This is a genomic window from Brachybacterium ginsengisoli, from assembly GCF_002407065.1.
Taxonomy (GTDB): Bacteria; Actinomycetota; Actinomycetes; order Actinomycetales; family Dermabacteraceae; genus Brachybacterium; species Brachybacterium ginsengisoli.
On sequence record NZ_CP023564.1, the window covers coordinates 1,201,735 to 1,216,343 of the forward strand.

The 14,609-nt window shown below is 70.3% G+C and carries 13 protein-coding genes; 6 read left to right on the forward strand and 7 right to left on the reverse strand.

The genetic code is table 11. From position 1 onward, the window contains the following. Positions 1 to 17 precede the first annotated feature (17 nt). Positions 18 to 512, reverse strand: a complete 495-nt coding sequence (locus CFK41_RS05345) for a flavin reductase family protein (protein ID WP_096798731.1) — start codon at positions 510 to 512, stop codon at positions 18 to 20. Between the two features lie 143 nt (positions 513 to 655). Between CFK41_RS05345 and CFK41_RS05350 the strand changes: the two genes are divergently transcribed. Continuing rightward, positions 656 to 1,570 (forward strand): NADP-dependent oxidoreductase, encoded by a 915-nt coding sequence (locus CFK41_RS05350; RefSeq protein WP_321169386.1) that lies wholly within the window; start codon positions 656 to 658, stop codon positions 1,568 to 1,570. A 127-nt stretch (positions 1,571 to 1,697) separates the two neighbouring features. Here the strand turns inward: CFK41_RS05350 and CFK41_RS05355 are convergent, their stop codons facing one another. The 4 genes from CFK41_RS05355 to CFK41_RS05370 form a co-directional block, all read right to left on the reverse strand. Beyond that, positions 1,698 to 3,290 carry a GMC family oxidoreductase gene (locus CFK41_RS05355; RefSeq protein WP_096798733.1) on the reverse strand — a complete coding sequence of 531 codons (1,593 nt, stop codon included), beginning with the start codon at positions 3,288 to 3,290 and terminating at the stop codon, positions 1,698 to 1,700. 73 nt (positions 3,291 to 3,363) lie between these two features. Further along, on the reverse strand, positions 3,364 to 4,845 hold the full coding sequence (locus tag CFK41_RS05360; RefSeq protein WP_096798734.1) for an aldehyde dehydrogenase family protein: 1,482 nt from the start codon (positions 4,843 to 4,845) through the stop codon (positions 3,364 to 3,366). After that, positions 4,838 to 7,093 carry a choline BCCT transporter BetT gene (gene betT / locus CFK41_RS05365; RefSeq protein WP_096798735.1) on the reverse strand — a complete coding sequence of 752 codons (2,256 nt, stop codon included), beginning with the start codon at positions 7,091 to 7,093 and terminating at the stop codon, positions 4,838 to 4,840. Before betT ends, CFK41_RS05360 begins: the two co-directional genes overlap by 8 nt. Before the next feature lie 352 nt (positions 7,094 to 7,445). Next, the gene (locus tag CFK41_RS05370; RefSeq protein WP_096798736.1) at positions 7,446 to 8,891 is read right to left on the reverse strand and encodes an MDR family MFS transporter; all 1,446 of its coding nucleotides are present in this window, start codon (positions 8,889 to 8,891) and stop codon (positions 7,446 to 7,448) included. Between the two features lie 229 nt (positions 8,892 to 9,120). Here CFK41_RS05370 and CFK41_RS05375 point away from each other — a divergent pair, with 229 nt between their 5' ends. Both CFK41_RS05375 and CFK41_RS05380 read left to right on the forward strand, forming a co-directional pair. Beyond that, positions 9,121 to 9,810: a dihydrofolate reductase family protein gene (locus CFK41_RS05375; RefSeq protein WP_096798737.1), complete on the forward strand. Its 690-nt coding sequence runs from the start codon at positions 9,121 to 9,123 to the stop codon at positions 9,808 to 9,810. Next, positions 9,807 to 10,577 (forward strand): DUF899 family protein, encoded by a 771-nt coding sequence (locus CFK41_RS05380; RefSeq protein WP_096798738.1) that lies wholly within the window; start codon positions 9,807 to 9,809, stop codon positions 10,575 to 10,577. The genes CFK41_RS05375 and CFK41_RS05380 overlap by 4 nt, the downstream gene beginning before the upstream one ends. A 25-nt stretch (positions 10,578 to 10,602) precedes the next feature. On the opposite strand, the gene CFK41_RS05385 is transcribed toward CFK41_RS05380, so the two are convergent. Then, on the reverse strand, positions 10,603 to 10,923 hold the full coding sequence (locus tag CFK41_RS05385) for a putative quinol monooxygenase (RefSeq protein ID WP_096798739.1): 321 nt from the start codon (positions 10,921 to 10,923) through the stop codon (positions 10,603 to 10,605). A 58-nt stretch (positions 10,924 to 10,981) separates the two neighbouring features. Then, positions 10,982 to 11,326 (reverse strand): universal stress protein, encoded by a 345-nt coding sequence (locus tag CFK41_RS05390; protein ID WP_096798740.1) that lies wholly within the window; start codon positions 11,324 to 11,326, stop codon positions 10,982 to 10,984. Between the two features lie 221 nt (positions 11,327 to 11,547). Here CFK41_RS05390 and CFK41_RS05395 point away from each other — a divergent pair, with 221 nt between their 5' ends. From CFK41_RS05395 to CFK41_RS05405, 3 genes are read left to right on the forward strand one after another with little or no spacing between them, the layout of a single operon-like run. Beyond that, on the forward strand, positions 11,548 to 12,489 hold the full coding sequence (locus tag CFK41_RS05395) for a tripartite tricarboxylate transporter substrate binding protein (protein ID WP_321169387.1): 942 nt from the start codon (positions 11,548 to 11,550) through the stop codon (positions 12,487 to 12,489). Further along, positions 12,486 to 13,082: a tripartite tricarboxylate transporter TctB family protein gene (locus tag CFK41_RS05400; RefSeq protein WP_096798742.1), complete on the forward strand. Its 597-nt coding sequence runs from the start codon at positions 12,486 to 12,488 to the stop codon at positions 13,080 to 13,082. Before CFK41_RS05395 ends, CFK41_RS05400 begins: the two co-directional genes overlap by 4 nt. Then, positions 13,082 to 14,590 carry a tripartite tricarboxylate transporter permease gene (locus tag CFK41_RS05405; protein WP_096798743.1) on the forward strand — a complete coding sequence of 503 codons (1,509 nt, stop codon included), beginning with the start codon at positions 13,082 to 13,084 and terminating at the stop codon, positions 14,588 to 14,590. The genes CFK41_RS05400 and CFK41_RS05405 overlap by 1 nt, the downstream gene beginning before the upstream one ends. The last annotated feature ends 19 nt before the right edge of the window (positions 14,591 to 14,609 follow it).

Sequence of the window (14,609 nt, forward strand, 5' to 3'; positions counted from 1 at the left end):
GCAGTCCCGTCGGCCGCTCAGACGTGCAGCTGCTCCTGGGCCAGGGTCCTGAACCGGCTGCGGTGGAACACCATCGCCTCGGACTCGGGCGAGCTGTCGATCGAGAGCACCTCGAGCAGCACCAGGTCATGGTCCCCGGCGCGCATCTGGTCGTGGACGCGCACGGTCATCCATGCCGGGGCGTCCTGCACGATGAGGGCGCCGTGGGGGTCGATCGTCACGTCGATGCCGTCGAAGCGGCGTGCGCGATCCGAGGAGGCGAGCTGGCGGGTCACGGGCTGCTGCACGCTTCCCAGCACGGTCACCCCGAGATGGCCGTGCTCCTGGAGGAGGGGCCAGGTGCGCGAGCTGTGCTGGACCGCGAGGGAGACCAAGGGCGGGTCGAGGGAGACGCCGACGGTGAACGTCGAGGCGACCAGGCCGTGACGGACGCCGTCGACCTCTGCCGCCACTAGGACCAGGCCCTGGGGGAAATGAGAGAACGCCTCGCGGAGCGCAGTGTCGGTCAGCATGGTTTTCACTGTAGGCCGCACGCGGCCACCGATGCACTCCGAGGGACCTTCGCCGTCACATGGCGTCATCCGCGCCGGTGAGAGGTCCGGGGCAGCGGCGGGAATGACAGGGCGCTCCGAGGCGTTGTCCCCGCATGCGTGCCATGACCTATGACCAGTACGGCGATCCCTCCACTCTCCAGCTCACCGAGCGGCCCACGCCGCGGGTGGCACCCGGCGCGGTCCTGATCCGCGTGGAGCGCGCCTCCGTGAATCCGGTGGACTGGAAGGCGATGGCCGGCGGCCTCGATCCGCTGATGGATGCGGTCTTCCCCGTCGTCCCGGGCTGGGATGTCGCGGGTGTGGTCGAGGCCGTCGGGCCCGACACCCCGGAGTTCCGTCCCGGGGACCGGGTCGCCGCCTACGGCCGCAAGGACGTCCTCCAGGGCGGCACCTATGCGGAGCTCGTCGCCCTGCCCGCCACCTCCGTCTCCGCGATCCCCGACGGCGTGGGCTTCGACGTCGCGGCCGCCCTGCCGCTGGTGGGGCTGACGGCGCTGCGAAGCCTCGAGGCGCTCGAGCTGACGGCTGAGGACACCCTGCTGCTGCATGCGGCGTCCGGCGGCGTGGGCCACCTCGCCGCGCAGCTCGCCCGTGAGGTGGGCGCGACCGTGATCGGCACCGCCTCCCCGCACAACCACGAGGCGCTGCGAGCCCTCGGCGTCACGCCCGTCGCCCACGGCGAGGGCCTGGTCGAGCGGGTGCGCGAGGTCGCGCCCGACGGGGTGAGCGCGGTCGCGGACTTCGTGGGCGGCGTGCGCGAGGAGACCCTGGCCCTGCTGGCCGAGGGCGGCCGGCACGTCTCGATCGCGGATCCGAGCGTCGAGGAGTCCGGTGGGCGCTGGCTGTGGGTGCGGCCCGACGGCGCCCGCCTCGCCGGCCTGCTCGAGAAGGTGGACCGCGGCGTGCTCGACGTGCAGATCGACCGGACCTTCCCGCTCGCCGAGGCGGGGGCGGCCCTCGAGGCCAGCCGCGACGGCGCGGCGCGGGGGAAGCTGCTCATCGACCCGACGAGCTGACCCGCCCGGAAAGACGTCGACCGGTGCACCGTCGGCGTTCTGAGCACTCAGAACTCCGACAGCGCAACGGTCGACGTCGTGGGAGGCGGGTGAGGGGCGTGGAGAGCCCCTGCGCACCTCGGGCCGGTCAGGCGGTGCGGTCGGCCTTGATGAGGTCCGCCGCGCGCTCGCCGATCAGCATCGTGGTGATGTTGGGGTTCACCGCGACCAGCTGAGGCATCACGGAGCCGTCGACCACGCGCAGACCCGTCACGCCCTTGACCCGCAGCTGCGGATCCAGCGGCGACATGTCGTCGTCCACCGCGCCCATCCGGCAGGAGCCTGCGGGGTGGTAGACGGTGTTGTGGGTCTTCGCGACGTAGTCGGCGATCTCCTCGTCGCTCTGCACGTCCTCACCCGGGAACAGCTCACGGCCGCGGTAGGCGTCCATCCCGGACTGCGTCACGATCTCGCGCGCCTTCCGGATCCCGGCGACGGCGACCCGCATGTCGTGGCCGTCCTCGTCGGTGAAGTAGCGGGGATCCACCTTCGGCTTGTCCCGGTAGTCGATCGAACGCAGGCGCACGGTGCCGCGCGAGCGGGCGTGGGTGATGTTCGGCGTGAGCGCGAAGGACTCCGGCGAGGTGGGGTAGCCCTGACGGCGGGTGTGCATGTCGAAGGGCACCGAGCCGTAGTGCATCATCAGGTCCGGCAGGTCCAGGCCCTCCTCGGTGGGCGTGAAGATCCCGATCTCCCACCACTGCGTGGACTCGCGCGTCATCTTCTGCGTCGACTCCCACGAGATCACGGCCTCGGGGTGGTCCTGCAGGTTCGAGCCGACGCCGGGGGAGTCGACCCGCACCTCGATGCCCACCTCGCGCAGGTGGTCGGCCGGGCCGATGCCGGAGAGCATCAGCAGCTTGGGCGAGTCGATCGCCCCGGCGGAGAGGATGACCTCGCGGCGGGCGTGCATGACCGAGGAGCGGTCGAAGGCGTTGTCGATGTACTCCACGCCCGTGGCCCGCTGGTCCTCGTCGAACAGGACCCGCATGACCTGCAGCCCGGTGAGCACGTGCAGGTTCTCCCGCTCCAGGTTCGGGTGCAGGTAGGACACGGAGGAGGAGGCGCGGGTGCCGTCGGCCTGACGGTTCACCTGGAACCAGTTCGCGCCGTTGACCACGGTCTCGAAGTCGTTGAACCGCGCCGCGGGGATGCCGGCCTGCTCGCAGGCCTCCAGCAGGGCGACGCCCACCGGGTCCTCCGGCGGCACGTCCATGAGGTGCACGGGGCCGTCGGTTCCGTGGCCCTCGCCGGTGCGGTCCCTGTTGGTCTCCAGGCGGGCGATCAGCGGAAGGATCGTCCCGGCGTTCCAGCCCTCGGCCCCGAGCTGCTCCCACAGGTCCATGTCCTCCGCCGGCGGGTGGAAGGCGATGCACGAGTTGTGGGAGGAGCATCCGCCCAGCACCTTCGCGCGGGCGTGGCGCATGAAGGAGTTGCCGTTCTCCTGCGGCTCGATCGGGTAGTCCCAGTCCAGGCCGCCCTCGAGCAGCTCGGGCCAGCGCTTGAGCTGCAGCACCTCCTGGTGCTCGAGGTCCGACGGGCCGGCCTCGAGCAGGGCCACGTCGACCTCGGGGTCCTCGCTGAGCCGCGCGGCGAGAGCCGCGCCGGCGGAGCCTCCGCCGACGATGACGTAGTCGAACTCGGAGACGGGGTTCTCGGAGGTCAGGGCGTTCTCGGACATGTCTTCTGCTTCCTCTCGACAGATGGGGGGACGGGGCGGCGGGGCAGGGCCGACGGACCCTGCCCCGCGCCGCTCACTTCTGGGGGAACCAGCCGGTCACGGCCGGCTCGGTGTTCTGGTAGATGTGCTTGGCCTCGGTGTACTCCTCGAGACCGGTGGGGCCCAGCTCGCGCCCGGTGCCGGACATCTTGAAGCCGCCCCACTCCGCCTGCGGCAGGTAGGGGTGGTAGTCGTTGATCCAGATCGTGCCGTGGCGCAGGCCGCGCGAGACCCGGTTGGCGGTGCCCGCGTTCGAGGTCCACACGCCGCCGGCCAGGCCGTACTCGGTGTGGTTGGCGATCGCGATCGCCTCCTCCTCGGTCGAGAACGTCTCCACCGTGATGACCGGGCCGAAGCCCTCCTCGATCACGGCGGGGTTCTCGGCGGTGCAGCGGTCCAGCACGGTCGGGGCGTAGAAGCAGCCCTTCTCGTGCTCGGGCCCGCCCCAGTGGCCGCCGGTGCGCAGGCGCGCTCCGGCCGCGACGCCGCGCTCCACGTAGTCGGTGACCTTGTCCCGGTGCTGCTGCGAGATGAGGGGACCGGTCTCGGCGCTCTCGTCGAAGGGTCCGCCCATGACGATGCCCTCCGCGCGCGCCACCAGGTCGTCGACGAAGCGCTCGGCGATCGTGTCCTGCACGATCAGGCGGGTCCCGGCCGAGCAGAGCAGCCCGGAGTCCATGAACCCGGCGTTGAGCGCGTTGTCGAGCGCCGCGTCGTAGTCGGCGTCGGCGAACACCACGTTGGGGTTCTTGCCGCCCAGCTCCAGGGCCACCTTCTTGATCCCCTCGGCGGCGGCCGCGGCGATCTTGCGACCGGTGACGAGGCCGCCGGTGAAGGAGATCAGGTCGATCTCCGGGTGGGAGGACAGCGGCGCGCCGACCACGCCGCCGTCGCCGAGCACGAGGTTCGCCACGCCTGCGGGCACGCCGAGCTTGTCGAGCACGTCGATGATCAGGATGGTCGTGTGGGGCGTGAGCTCGGCGGGCTTGATGATGAAGGAGTTCCCGGCGGCGAGGGCGGGGGCGATCTTCCACGCGGCCTGCAGCAGCGGGAAGTTCCAGGGCGTGATCATGCCGCACACACCGATCGGCTCGTGGACCACACGGGAGATCACGCTGTCGTCCCCGGCGTCGATGAGACGGCCCGGGTTCTGGCCGGCGATCTTCCCGAAGTAGCGGAAGCAGGCGGTGATGTCGTCCATGTCGCCCTCGGCCTCGACCAGGCGCTTGCCGGTGTCGAGCGCCTCGGCGCGGGCGAACTCGGCCTTGCGCTCCTGGAGCGCGTCGGCGACCTTCAGCAGGAGGTCCCCGCGCTCGGAGGCGGGCCGGTCGGACCACACGCGCGACTCGAAGGACCTCCTCGCCGCGAGGATCGCCCGTTCGACGTCGTCCGCGGTGGCCTCGGAGACCGTGCCGACCTCGCTCTGATCGGCCGGGCAGGTGACGGTGCGGGTCTCGCCCGAGGACGAGGCCACCCACTCCCCGTCGATGTACAGCGTGGCGATGGTGTCAGTCATGGCGCTCCTTCGTGTCGGGCGTGAGGGGTGCGGACGGCTCCTCGGGAGCCGCGGCGGAGGCGTCGACCTGGTCGGTGTCGATCCACGTCTCCGGTGCGGTGACCGGGATCGTGCCGGTCGCCGTGCCGATCTCGGTGCTCATGGTCAGGTACATGATGTGGGCGTCGTAGGAGTCCAGGACATCGGCGATGACCTGCTCCTTCCCGTACCCCATGATGTCCCGGCCGCGGGAGCCGAGGGTCGAGAAGATCTCGACGCGGTAGTAGGTGTCGCGCACCGCGGCCAGGTTGGCCGCGAAGCTCGGGGTCGAGTAGGCCACCGGATAGGCCTGGTACTTGAAGTCCTCGGCGTCGGGGAAGGAGACGACCAGGTCCACGAAGGGGATCGAGCTGTCGGGGTGCGCACCGCGGTGGCAGGAGACGTCCACGCCGAGCTTCTCCAGCTCGGCGCCGACCTCCTCGACCGCCGGAGCGGCGACGCCCTCGATGAACGCCGTCGCCTGCTCCGCGGTGGCGTAGCTCATCCGGTGCTGGAGCCGACGGCGCCACGCTCCGCGTTCGCCGGACTCCGCCTCGCGGACGCGGCTGGTGAGCAGGGCCGGCAGGGCGGCGCGGCGCGACTCGAGGTTCATGTGCTCGGTGCGCAGCACCTTCCACAGGCTGAACATGACGAGGTAGACCAGCACAGACAGCGGGAGCCCCACCATCACGGTGGCCGCCTGCAGGGTGTAGACGCCGTCGATGAACAGCATCACCAGGGTCAGCGCGCCGGTGATGACCGCCCACACGATGCGCAGCCAGGGCGGGCCGTCGGAGTCCGTGGTGGTGGCCTTCGAGGTCATGTTCGCCATGACCAGCGAGCCGGAGTCCGCGGAGGTGACGTAGAAGAACAGACCTGTGAGGAGAGCGAGCGAGACGGTGAAGATCGAGCCCGGGTACTGCTCGAGCAGGTTGAAGAACCCGGACTCGGGCTGGTTCACGGCGAGGTCGAGGAACTCCGGGTCGTCCCGGAAGCTCAGCGCGGCGTTGCCGAAGATCGAGACCCACAGCAGGATGAAGGAGAAGGGGATGAGCAGCACGCCCACCACGAACTGGCGCAGGGTGCGGCCGCGGGAGATGCGCGCCAGGAACAGGCTCACGAAGGGCGCCCAGGCGATCCACCAGGCCCAGAAGAACAGGGTCCAGTCCGCCATCCACTGATCGGCGGGATAGCCGAGCTCCGCCGCGCCGTCGGTGTACGCGAAGGTGTTCATCATCATCCCGGGGAACCGGGAGAAGAAGTCGCCGATGTTCTGGACCAGGGCGTTGAGCAGATGGGTGGTCTGGCCGGAGAACAGCACCCACAGCATGAGCACCACGGCCAGCAGCACGTTCAGCTCGGAGAGCCGACGGATGCCCTTGTCGACGCCGGAGACGGTCGAGAGGATCGTGATGAACACGGCCAGGGCCATCAGGGCGATCTGCACCGCGATCGAGTTCGGGATGCCGAACAGGGCCGAGAGGCCGAAGTTGAGGAAGACGACGCCGATGCCGAGCGACACCGAGATGCCGAAGATCGTGCCGATCGTGGCACCGATCTCGGCGGCGTGGCCCACGGCCCCGTGGATCCGTCGGCCGAAGATCGGGGCCAGCGCGGAGCGGATCGACAGCGGCAGGTGGTAGCGGTACGCGAACAGGCCGAAGGCCATGCCCATGAGCGCGTACATCGCCCAGCCGGGGATGCCGTAGTGGAAGATCGTCCAGATCGTCGCCATCCGCGCGGCCTCGTCGGAACCCGCGGGCGCCTCCGGAGGGGTGAGGAGGTTCGTGGCCGGGCCCGAGATGCCGAAGAACATCAGGTCCACGCCGATGCCGGCGGCGAACAGCATCGCCGCCCAGGTGAACAGGTTGTACTTCGGCAGCGAGTGGTCCGGGCCCATCTTCGTCCCGCCCACCTTGGAGAACGCGACGATCAGCACGAACACCACGACGATGGTGGCCGTGAGGACGTAGTACCAGCCGAAGTTCGTGGCCACCCAGGCCATCGACCCGAAGATGACGGACTTCGCCGTGCCTGGCCAGATGGCGGCGAACAGCACGAAGGCGACGATGATCACCGAGGTGCCGACGAACACGGGCCAGTTCACGGGGGAGTGGCCGCGCTCCGGTGACGTGCCCGGATCCGTGGTGGTTCCGCCGTCCCCTCCGCCGGGGTCCCGTCTGATCTCGGGGGAATCTGCAGGGCGAGGGATCTCGGCGGCCTCTGCCATCACGGTCCTTTCGATCGACTACGGGCACACGTCGCCTGGGACGCGCGGAGCTGAGCCGGGGAGCGGCGCTGCTCCCGACCGGGCACGGTCGCGCAGGTCGCAGGCGGTCATCGACACTATGGTCGCGAGCGACGGCGTGCCACCCACGCGGCGGAAGAGGTGACCCAGCAGGCATCGCGGGCCCCGGGAACGAGGTGCGTCACCGGCCGCAACGGGCCCAGTGTGTCCCGAGTCACGGCGAGGTGTCCAGGGGCGAGGGGCCGGAGTCGAGCACCGTCCGCCGTCGCGCCGGCAGATCGCGACCAGTCAACGTCCCCCGTCCTGCTGTCCTGCCGTCCTGCCGGAGGGACGCTCAGCGGGCGTCGTCCGGAGCCAGCTCCCGCGGTCGCGAGCCGCGCAGGAAGCACGCGCCCACCAGACCCAGCGCGGCGATGCCACCCGCCACCCAGAACGCGACGTTCACGCCGTGGATCGCACCGGAGAGGCCGTACACCTCGGGATCGCGCGCCGTCGCGGTCATCACCGTGACGAGCACTCCGGTGCCCACGGAGGCGGCCACCTGGCGCAGCGTGTTGTTGACCGCGGCGCCGTGGGGGATCATCCGCGGCGGCAGCTGGTTCAGCGCCGCCGTGGTCACCGGCATGATCACCATCGCCGTGCCGAGCATCCGCACCGCGTTCACGATCGCGATGTAGGCGAAGCTCGTCTCCGTGCTGAGCAGCCCCAGCAGCACGCTGGTCACGGCCAGCAGGGCGAAGCCGGTGATCGCGAGCGCCGAGGCGCCGAAGCGGTCGAAGATCCGACCGGTCACGGGGGACATCAGGCCCATGATCAGCGCGCCCGGCAGCAGGACCAGCCCGGACTCCATGGCGGTGAAGTCGCTCATGTTCTGCATGTACAGCGGGATCATCAGCATCCCGCCGATCATCGCCATGAACACCAGCATGCCCAGCGCCGTGCCGAGGGTGAACATGGGGTTCGTCAGCACCCGCAGCTCGAGCAGCGGCTCCTCCAGGCGCAGCTGGCGGCGGGTGAACCACGCCAGGGTCAGCACGCCCACGATCAGCGGGACGAGCACCTGGGCGCTGGTCCAGCCGGCGTTGCCCGCGTTGCTGAAGCCGAACAGGAGGCCGCCGAAGGCGAAGGTGGAGAGGATCAGCGAGAGCACGTCCAGACGCGGATTCGTCTGCTCGGTGACGTTCTTCAGCGTGAAGTGGGCGAAGACCAGGGCGCCGAGCGCGATCGGCAGCATCATCACGAAGAGGATCCGCCACGACCAGTGGTCGACGATGAACCCGGACAGGGTGGGCCCGATCGCGGGGGCGAACGAGATCACCAGTCCGAACGTGCCCATGGCGGTGCCGCGGCGGTGGATCGGGAAGATCGCGAACAGGATCGTCTGCATCAGCGGCATGATCATGCCGCCGCTGGCGGCCTGCACCACGCGGCCCAGCAGCAGCACCGGGTAGGACGGGGCGATCGCGCAGATGACCGTGCCGAGGGCGAAGATGCCCATCGCGGCGAAGAACATCGTGCGGGTGGTGAACTTCTGGATCAGGAAGGCCGTCGCGGGGATCATGATGCCGTTGACCAGCATGAACAGCGTGGTCACCCACTGCGCGGTGTTCGCGGTGATCCCGAAGTCCGCCATGAACGCGGGCAGCGCCGTGTTGAGCAGGGTCTGGTTCAGGATGATCACGAAGGCGCCGGCGAGCAGCACCGCCATCACCAGATTCGGGTTGGCGATCGGCGCTGCGGGCTCCGTGCCGTCCGCGGACCTCTCATGCGTCCGCGCCATGGCGGGAACCTCCTGCGTCCAAGTTGCTGACGGGTGGTGTTCCCGCTCGTCCTGCGGGCGTGCCCGCTGTTCGAGGTTAGGTGGGATCTTGCAGTGAGTGCAAGACGAGAGCGGGGTGGGACACACCCGAGCGCCCCCGGATCCGGCTCTGGACGCGGTGCCCCGGGAGTGCTTGGCTGGAGCCCTCCGCACCGGCGCTCGCCGGGGCACCCGCCCGAGGAGGGCCGTGATGGACGACGACGCGAGCACCGCAGGAGAGACTCCCACTGCCGACGCAGGAGGTGCGGAGCAGGCGCCCGGCGCCGGAGAGCTGGTGGTCGACCTGATCCTCTCGCTCGACGGCTGCGCCGCCGGCGAGGGCTGGCCCGGATGGTGGGGGCTGCAGAGCGAGGAGTACCTGGCCTGGCTCGCCCGGCAGCCGGAGGCCCTGACGCTCATGGGGGCGACCACCTATCGGCTCATGGCCGAGATGGCGACCCAGGCCGCGGAGCTCGACATCTCCGAGGAGGAGAAGGCGAGCTTCGCCCAGATGGCCCAGATGCCCAAGATCGTGTTCTCCTCGACCCTCGAGGAGCCGCTCACCTGGCCGAACACCACGCTGGTCAGCACCGACGCGGTCGAGGCCGTCACCGAGCTCAAGCGCACAGCATCCACGCCGCTGACCTCCACCGGCAGCATCCGGCTCAGCCATTCGCTCATGAAGGCCGGTCTCGTGGACCGATTCCGGATCGTGCTCTTCCCCGTCATCACGGGCCGTACCGGCCTCGAGCGGATCTGGGAGCACTTCGAGGACTTCTCCCTCGAGCTCCTCACCGCACGCACCTTCGAAGGGGGCCTCCAGCTCCTCGAGTACCGACCCACGCACCTCGAACGACCCCCGGGCACCGAATGGGAACGAGCCGAGAGCACGCAGCGATGAGCGCGCAGCGAGCGGCCGACGCCGGACGGCCTGCCGTCGTCGACCTCGGGACCTGGCAGTCCGCACGGGACGAGCTGCTCGTGCGGGAGAAGGCCCACACGCATGAGGGCGACGCGGTCGCCGCCGCCCGGCGCCGCCTGCCCATGGTGGAGGTCGACGGCGGCGTCGTCGTCGTCGGGCCCGACGGTGCAGTGCCCTTCCTGGACCTGTTCGAGGGGCGCGACCGGCTCGTGGTCTACCAGCACATGTGGCACGACGGCGCCCCGCATCAGGGGCAGTGCGAGGGCTGCACCACCACCGCCTGGCATCTCCAGGACGCGACCTATCTCCACGGGCACGGCGTCTCCCTCGCGGTCCTCACCACGGGGGCGTGGGAGGAGGTCCAGCCGTACACCGCCTTCATGGGCTACGGGCAGGTGCCCTGGTACTCGGTGCGGGACGCGCCCGCGCCGATCGGCGGCGACATGGGGTACCTCGCGAGCTTCCTGCGCGACGGCGACAGCGTGTTCCTCACCTACCGCACCACGGGCCGCGGCAACGAACGGGTCAACGTCGCCATGGGGCTGCTGGACATGACGCCCTTCGGCCGCGGCGAGGACTGGGAGGACGTCCCCGAGGGCTGGCCCGCAGGGCGCCACGCCTGCTGGTCCTGGCGCACCGACGCCGACGGCACCCCCACCTGGGGCGGGACCAGCCGCCCCCTGCCGCAGTGGACGCGACCCGGGGCGTCGCCGGTGACGACGCTCGGCCGACGCGGCGAGCACTGAGGGTGCCGCGTCGACCTCCGCCGGATCAGTCGACGGTGATCTCTCCCATGGGGCCCCAGCCGTCGCTCTCGATCTGCTGGGAGATGATCTGCGGGGTCGCTTCGAGGTACTGCGGGAACTCCTCCTGCATCGCCTTGAAGTGCACGGACTCGACGTGCGGACCGGCGCCCTCGTCGGTGAACGCCTCGATCAGCACGTAGGTGCTGGGCTCCTTCACGCTGCGCGACCACTCGAACCACAGGTTCCCGGGCTCGGCCAGCGTGGCCTCGGTGAACTCGTGGGAGATCTCGGGCCAGCGGTCGGCGAACTCGGGCTTCACAGGGAACTTCACGTTGATGAGGATCATGCTCCGGACCCTACGGGATCCGCCCTGGAGCCGTCGACGAGCGGGGAGAGGCTCCCGGTCAGGCCTTGACGCAGAGCACGGGCTTGTTCGCCTCGAGGATGATCTGCTGCGCGGAGGAGCCGAGGAACAGCTTCGCGACCGCCGAGCGGTGTCGTACGCCGATCACCAGCGCGGAGATGTCGTCCCGCTCCGCGCGGTCGATGAGATCGCCGGTGGGGGACTGATTGCGCTCATCGGGGTGCTCCACGGTCTCGGTCACCTCGCCGAGCTCGGGGGAGGGGGTGTGCGACCCCTCCATGAGGAACACCACCAGGTCCTCGCCACGGCGGCGGGCCTCCTCGATGCCGTAGAGGTAGGCGGCCTGACCGGCGGGGGTGTCGGTGCCGGCGACGAGAACAGACATGGGCGCTCCTTTGCGTGGTCGGTCCCGGAACCCTAACCGATCTGTGGACGGCCAGCGCAAACGGGGCCAGCGTCATGATTACACTGTCCGCTCAGCGCACCGTGGCGCCGGCTGAGACCGAGCCACGCCCCCGACGAAGGAGACGTGTCATCGCCCCCGAGGAAGACCTCCAGCCGCCGCCGAACCCCAGCCGCCGCCGTGCGCTCAGCATCGGATTCGGCGTGCTCGCGGCCCCCGTCATCGGCACCGCCGCGTACCAGTCGATCAAGGCCGGCGCGGGCGGCACCGACGTGCGCTCGAACCTCACCCTCATCGCACCCGCCGCCGCGGGCGGCGGCTGGGACACCTTCCAGCGCGAGATGCAGCAGACCATGCGCTCGAACAGCCTGGTGGGCAACGTGCAGGTCGTGAACGTCCCGGGAGCCGGCGGCACCATCGCGCTGGGCAACCTCTCCCAGATGAAGGAGCCCAACAACCTGATGGTGGGCGGCACCGGCCAGATCGCGGCGCAGATCCAGTTCGGGACCGCCTCCGTGATCTCCGACGTCACGCCCGTGGCGCGGGTCGTCGAGGAGTACGCCCTGATCACGGTTCCGGCCAGCTCGCCGTACCAGGATCTCGAGCAGCTCCTCCAGGGCTGGGGCGACGATCCCTCGCGCCTCGCCTGGACCGGTGGAGGGTCGTTCGACCAGCTGGTCATGACCGATCTCGCGCTCGCCGCCGGCATCGACCCCGGCGAGACCACCTACATCCCCTCGGACGGCGGCGGCGAGGCGATCCAGGCCCTGCTCAACGGCACCGCCCAGGCCACCGCCGGCGGCTTCGCGGACATGTACCCGCAGATCGAGTCCGGCCGCCTGCGCGGACTCGGGCTCGTCGCCCCGGAGCCGCTGGACGGGATCGACATCCCCACCCTCCCGGACCTCGGATACGACGTCACCCTCACCAACTGGCGCGCGATGTTCGCGCCGCCCGGGGTGAGCGACGACGACGTCGCGCAGCTCGAGGAGCTGATCGCCGAGGCCGTCGCCACCCCCGAATGGAAGGACGCCGTGAAGCGGTACTCCTGGAAGGAGGTCCCGCTGGGCAGCGAGGACCTCGTGCAGTACGTCGAGGACGAGACCGTCCGCATCGCGGCCCTGTTCGAGGAGATCCAGGGATGAGCGCCGAGGAGCGCACCGCCGCCTCGGCCCCTGACGACGCCGCGGCCCCTGACGACCCCGGGGCGCCCGACGACCCCGGGGCGCCCGACGCGCCGGGCACCTCGAAGCAGCACGGCTTCTGGCACGGCCGCTCCGCGCTGCTCATGCCCGGCCTGCTCGCCGCATTCAGCCTGTTCCTGCTCATCGGCGCCGCGACGATCCCCGCCGCGGACACCGACTTCCCCGGACCGCGCTTCTTCCCGGTGATCCTCGGGATCGTCGGCCTGGTGCTCGCCGTGCTGATCGCGATCGGCGTGCTGCGCACGCCCGAGCCCGTCGAGGAGACCTCGGGCCGCAGCTACCGCACCCACTCCGACTTCGCGGCCCTGGGCTGGGTGGGCGGCGGATTCCTCGCCTTCGCCCTGCTCATGCCGTGGCTGGGCTGGATCCTGGACGGGGCCCTCCTGTTCTGGTGCGCCGCCCACGGGTTCGGCTCGCGCCGCCCGCTCTTCGACATCGTCATCGCTCTGTTCCTCAGCTCGCTGATCTACCTGATCTTCGGCGCGGGGCTGGGCCTCACCCTGCCCTCCGGCATCCTGGGAGGTGGTTTCTGATGGAACAGCTCGACCTGCTCCTCCAGGGCTTCGCGGGGGCCCTGACCCCGATCAATCTCCTGTGGGTGGTCGTCGGCTGCCTGCTCGGCACCGCCGTCGGCGTGCTGCCCGGCCTGGGATCCTCCATGGCCGTGGCACTTCTGCTGCCGATGACCTTCGCCCTGGACCCCACCGCCGCGTTCATCCTGTTCTCCGGCGTGTACTTCGGCGGCCTGTTCGGCGACTCGACCATGGCGATCCTGCTGAACACCCCGGGTCAGGCCTCGGCGATCGCCTCCACCTTCGAGGGGCACCGGATGGCCAAGGCAGGCCGCGCCCCGCAGGCGCTGGCCACCGCCGCCATCGGAGCGTTCGTGGGCGGCATGGTCGCCTCCGTCCTGGTGGTGTTCCTGTCGCCGACGCTCGTGGCGCTGTCGGAGTCGTTCGGTCCGCCGGAGTTCTTCGCCCTCGCCCTGTTCGCCTTCGTCGCCACCTCCTCGGTGGTCTCCGACAACGTGCTCAAGGGCCTCGCCGCTCTCGTGTTCGGCATCGGGATCACCGTGATCGGCGTCGACGGCATCTCCGGGCTGCAGCGTTACACCCTCGGTGCCCCGCAGCTGTTCGACGGCATCTCGCTGGTCACCGTCACCGTCGCAGTGCTCGCCTTCGGCGAGGTCCTCTACGTGGTCTCCCGGGTGCGCCGCGATCGCGAGAACCTGGTGGCGATGAGCGGGGGCGGACGCCCCTTCCTCAACCGCAAGGAGTTCGCCGAGGCGGCCCCCGCCTGGGCGCGAGGGACCGTGATCGGCCTGCCGTTCGGCGTCATCCCCGCGGGCGGCTCGGAGGTGCCCACCTTCCTGGCGTACTCCGCAGAGCGCCGCCTGGATCGGCGCCGCAAGGATCCCCAGTTCGGCAAGGGCGCGATCCGCGGCCTGGCCGCGCCGGAGGCTGCGGGCAACGCCACCACCGGCATGGCGATGGGCGCTCTGCTGGCGCTGGGCCTCCCGGTCTCCGCCACCGCCGCGATCATGCTCGCCGCCTTCCGCCAGTACGGGCTCCAGCCCGGACCGCTGCTCTTCGAGAAGAACGCCGACATGGTGTGGGCGCTGCTGGCGAGCTTCTTCCTGGCGATGGTGGTGCTGCTGATCATCAATATGCCCTTCGCCCAGCTGTGGGCGAAGCTGCTGCTGATCCCGAAGCCGTACCTCTACGGCGCGATCACCCTGTTCTGCGGACTCGGCATCTGGGCGACCTCCGGAGCGGTCTTCGACCTGCTGGTGCTGTTCGTGATCGGCGTGGTCGGGTTCCTGATGCGCCGCTACGACTACCCCGTGGCACCGCTGATGATCGGCATGGTGCTGGGGCCGCTGGCGGAGACCTCGCTGCGCGATGCGCTGCTCTCCTCCGTGGGTGACCCGCGGGTGCTGGCCTCCAGCCCGATCACCATCGTGATCTACGCGCTGCTGCTCGTCGTCGTCGCGCTCTCCGTGCGCGGTGCGGTGCGCAAACGGGCGAGCAGAGATCTCTGACCTCTGACCTCCGACCACT

Bases quoted from the DNA above. Each gene is read 5' to 3' on its own strand.
- CFK41_RS05385 (WP_096798739.1), bottom strand. From the start codon at position 10,923: ATGATCCTCATCAACGTGAAGTTCCCTGTGAAGCCCGAGTTCGCCGAC.
- CFK41_RS05405 (WP_096798743.1), top strand. From the start codon at position 13,082: ATGGAACAGCTCGACCTGCTCCTCCAGGGCTTCGCGGGGGCCCTGACC.
- CFK41_RS05360 (WP_096798734.1), bottom strand. From the start codon at position 4,845: ATGACTGACACCATCGCCACGCTGTACATCGACGGGGAGTGGGTGGCC.
- CFK41_RS05390 (WP_096798740.1), bottom strand. From the start codon at position 11,326: ATGTCTGTTCTCGTCGCCGGCACCGACACCCCCGCCGGTCAGGCCGCC.
- CFK41_RS05355 (WP_096798733.1), bottom strand. From the start codon at position 3,290: ATGTCCGAGAACGCCCTGACCTCCGAGAACCCCGTCTCCGAGTTCGAC.
- CFK41_RS05400 (WP_096798742.1), top strand. From the start codon at position 12,486: ATGAGCGCCGAGGAGCGCACCGCCGCCTCGGCCCCTGACGACGCCGCG.
- CFK41_RS05375 (WP_096798737.1), top strand. From the start codon at position 9,121: ATGGACGACGACGCGAGCACCGCAGGAGAGACTCCCACTGCCGACGCA.
- CFK41_RS05345 (WP_096798731.1), bottom strand. From the start codon at position 512: ATGCTGACCGACACTGCGCTCCGCGAGGCGTTCTCTCATTTCCCCCAG.
- CFK41_RS05380 (WP_096798738.1), top strand. From the start codon at position 9,807: ATGAGCGCGCAGCGAGCGGCCGACGCCGGACGGCCTGCCGTCGTCGAC.
- CFK41_RS05370 (WP_096798736.1), bottom strand. From the start codon at position 8,891: ATGGCGCGGACGCATGAGAGGTCCGCGGACGGCACGGAGCCCGCAGCG.
- betT (WP_096798735.1), bottom strand. From the start codon at position 7,093: ATGGCAGAGGCCGCCGAGATCCCTCGCCCTGCAGATTCCCCCGAGATC.
- CFK41_RS05350 (WP_321169386.1), top strand. From the start codon at position 656: ATGACCTATGACCAGTACGGCGATCCCTCCACTCTCCAGCTCACCGAG.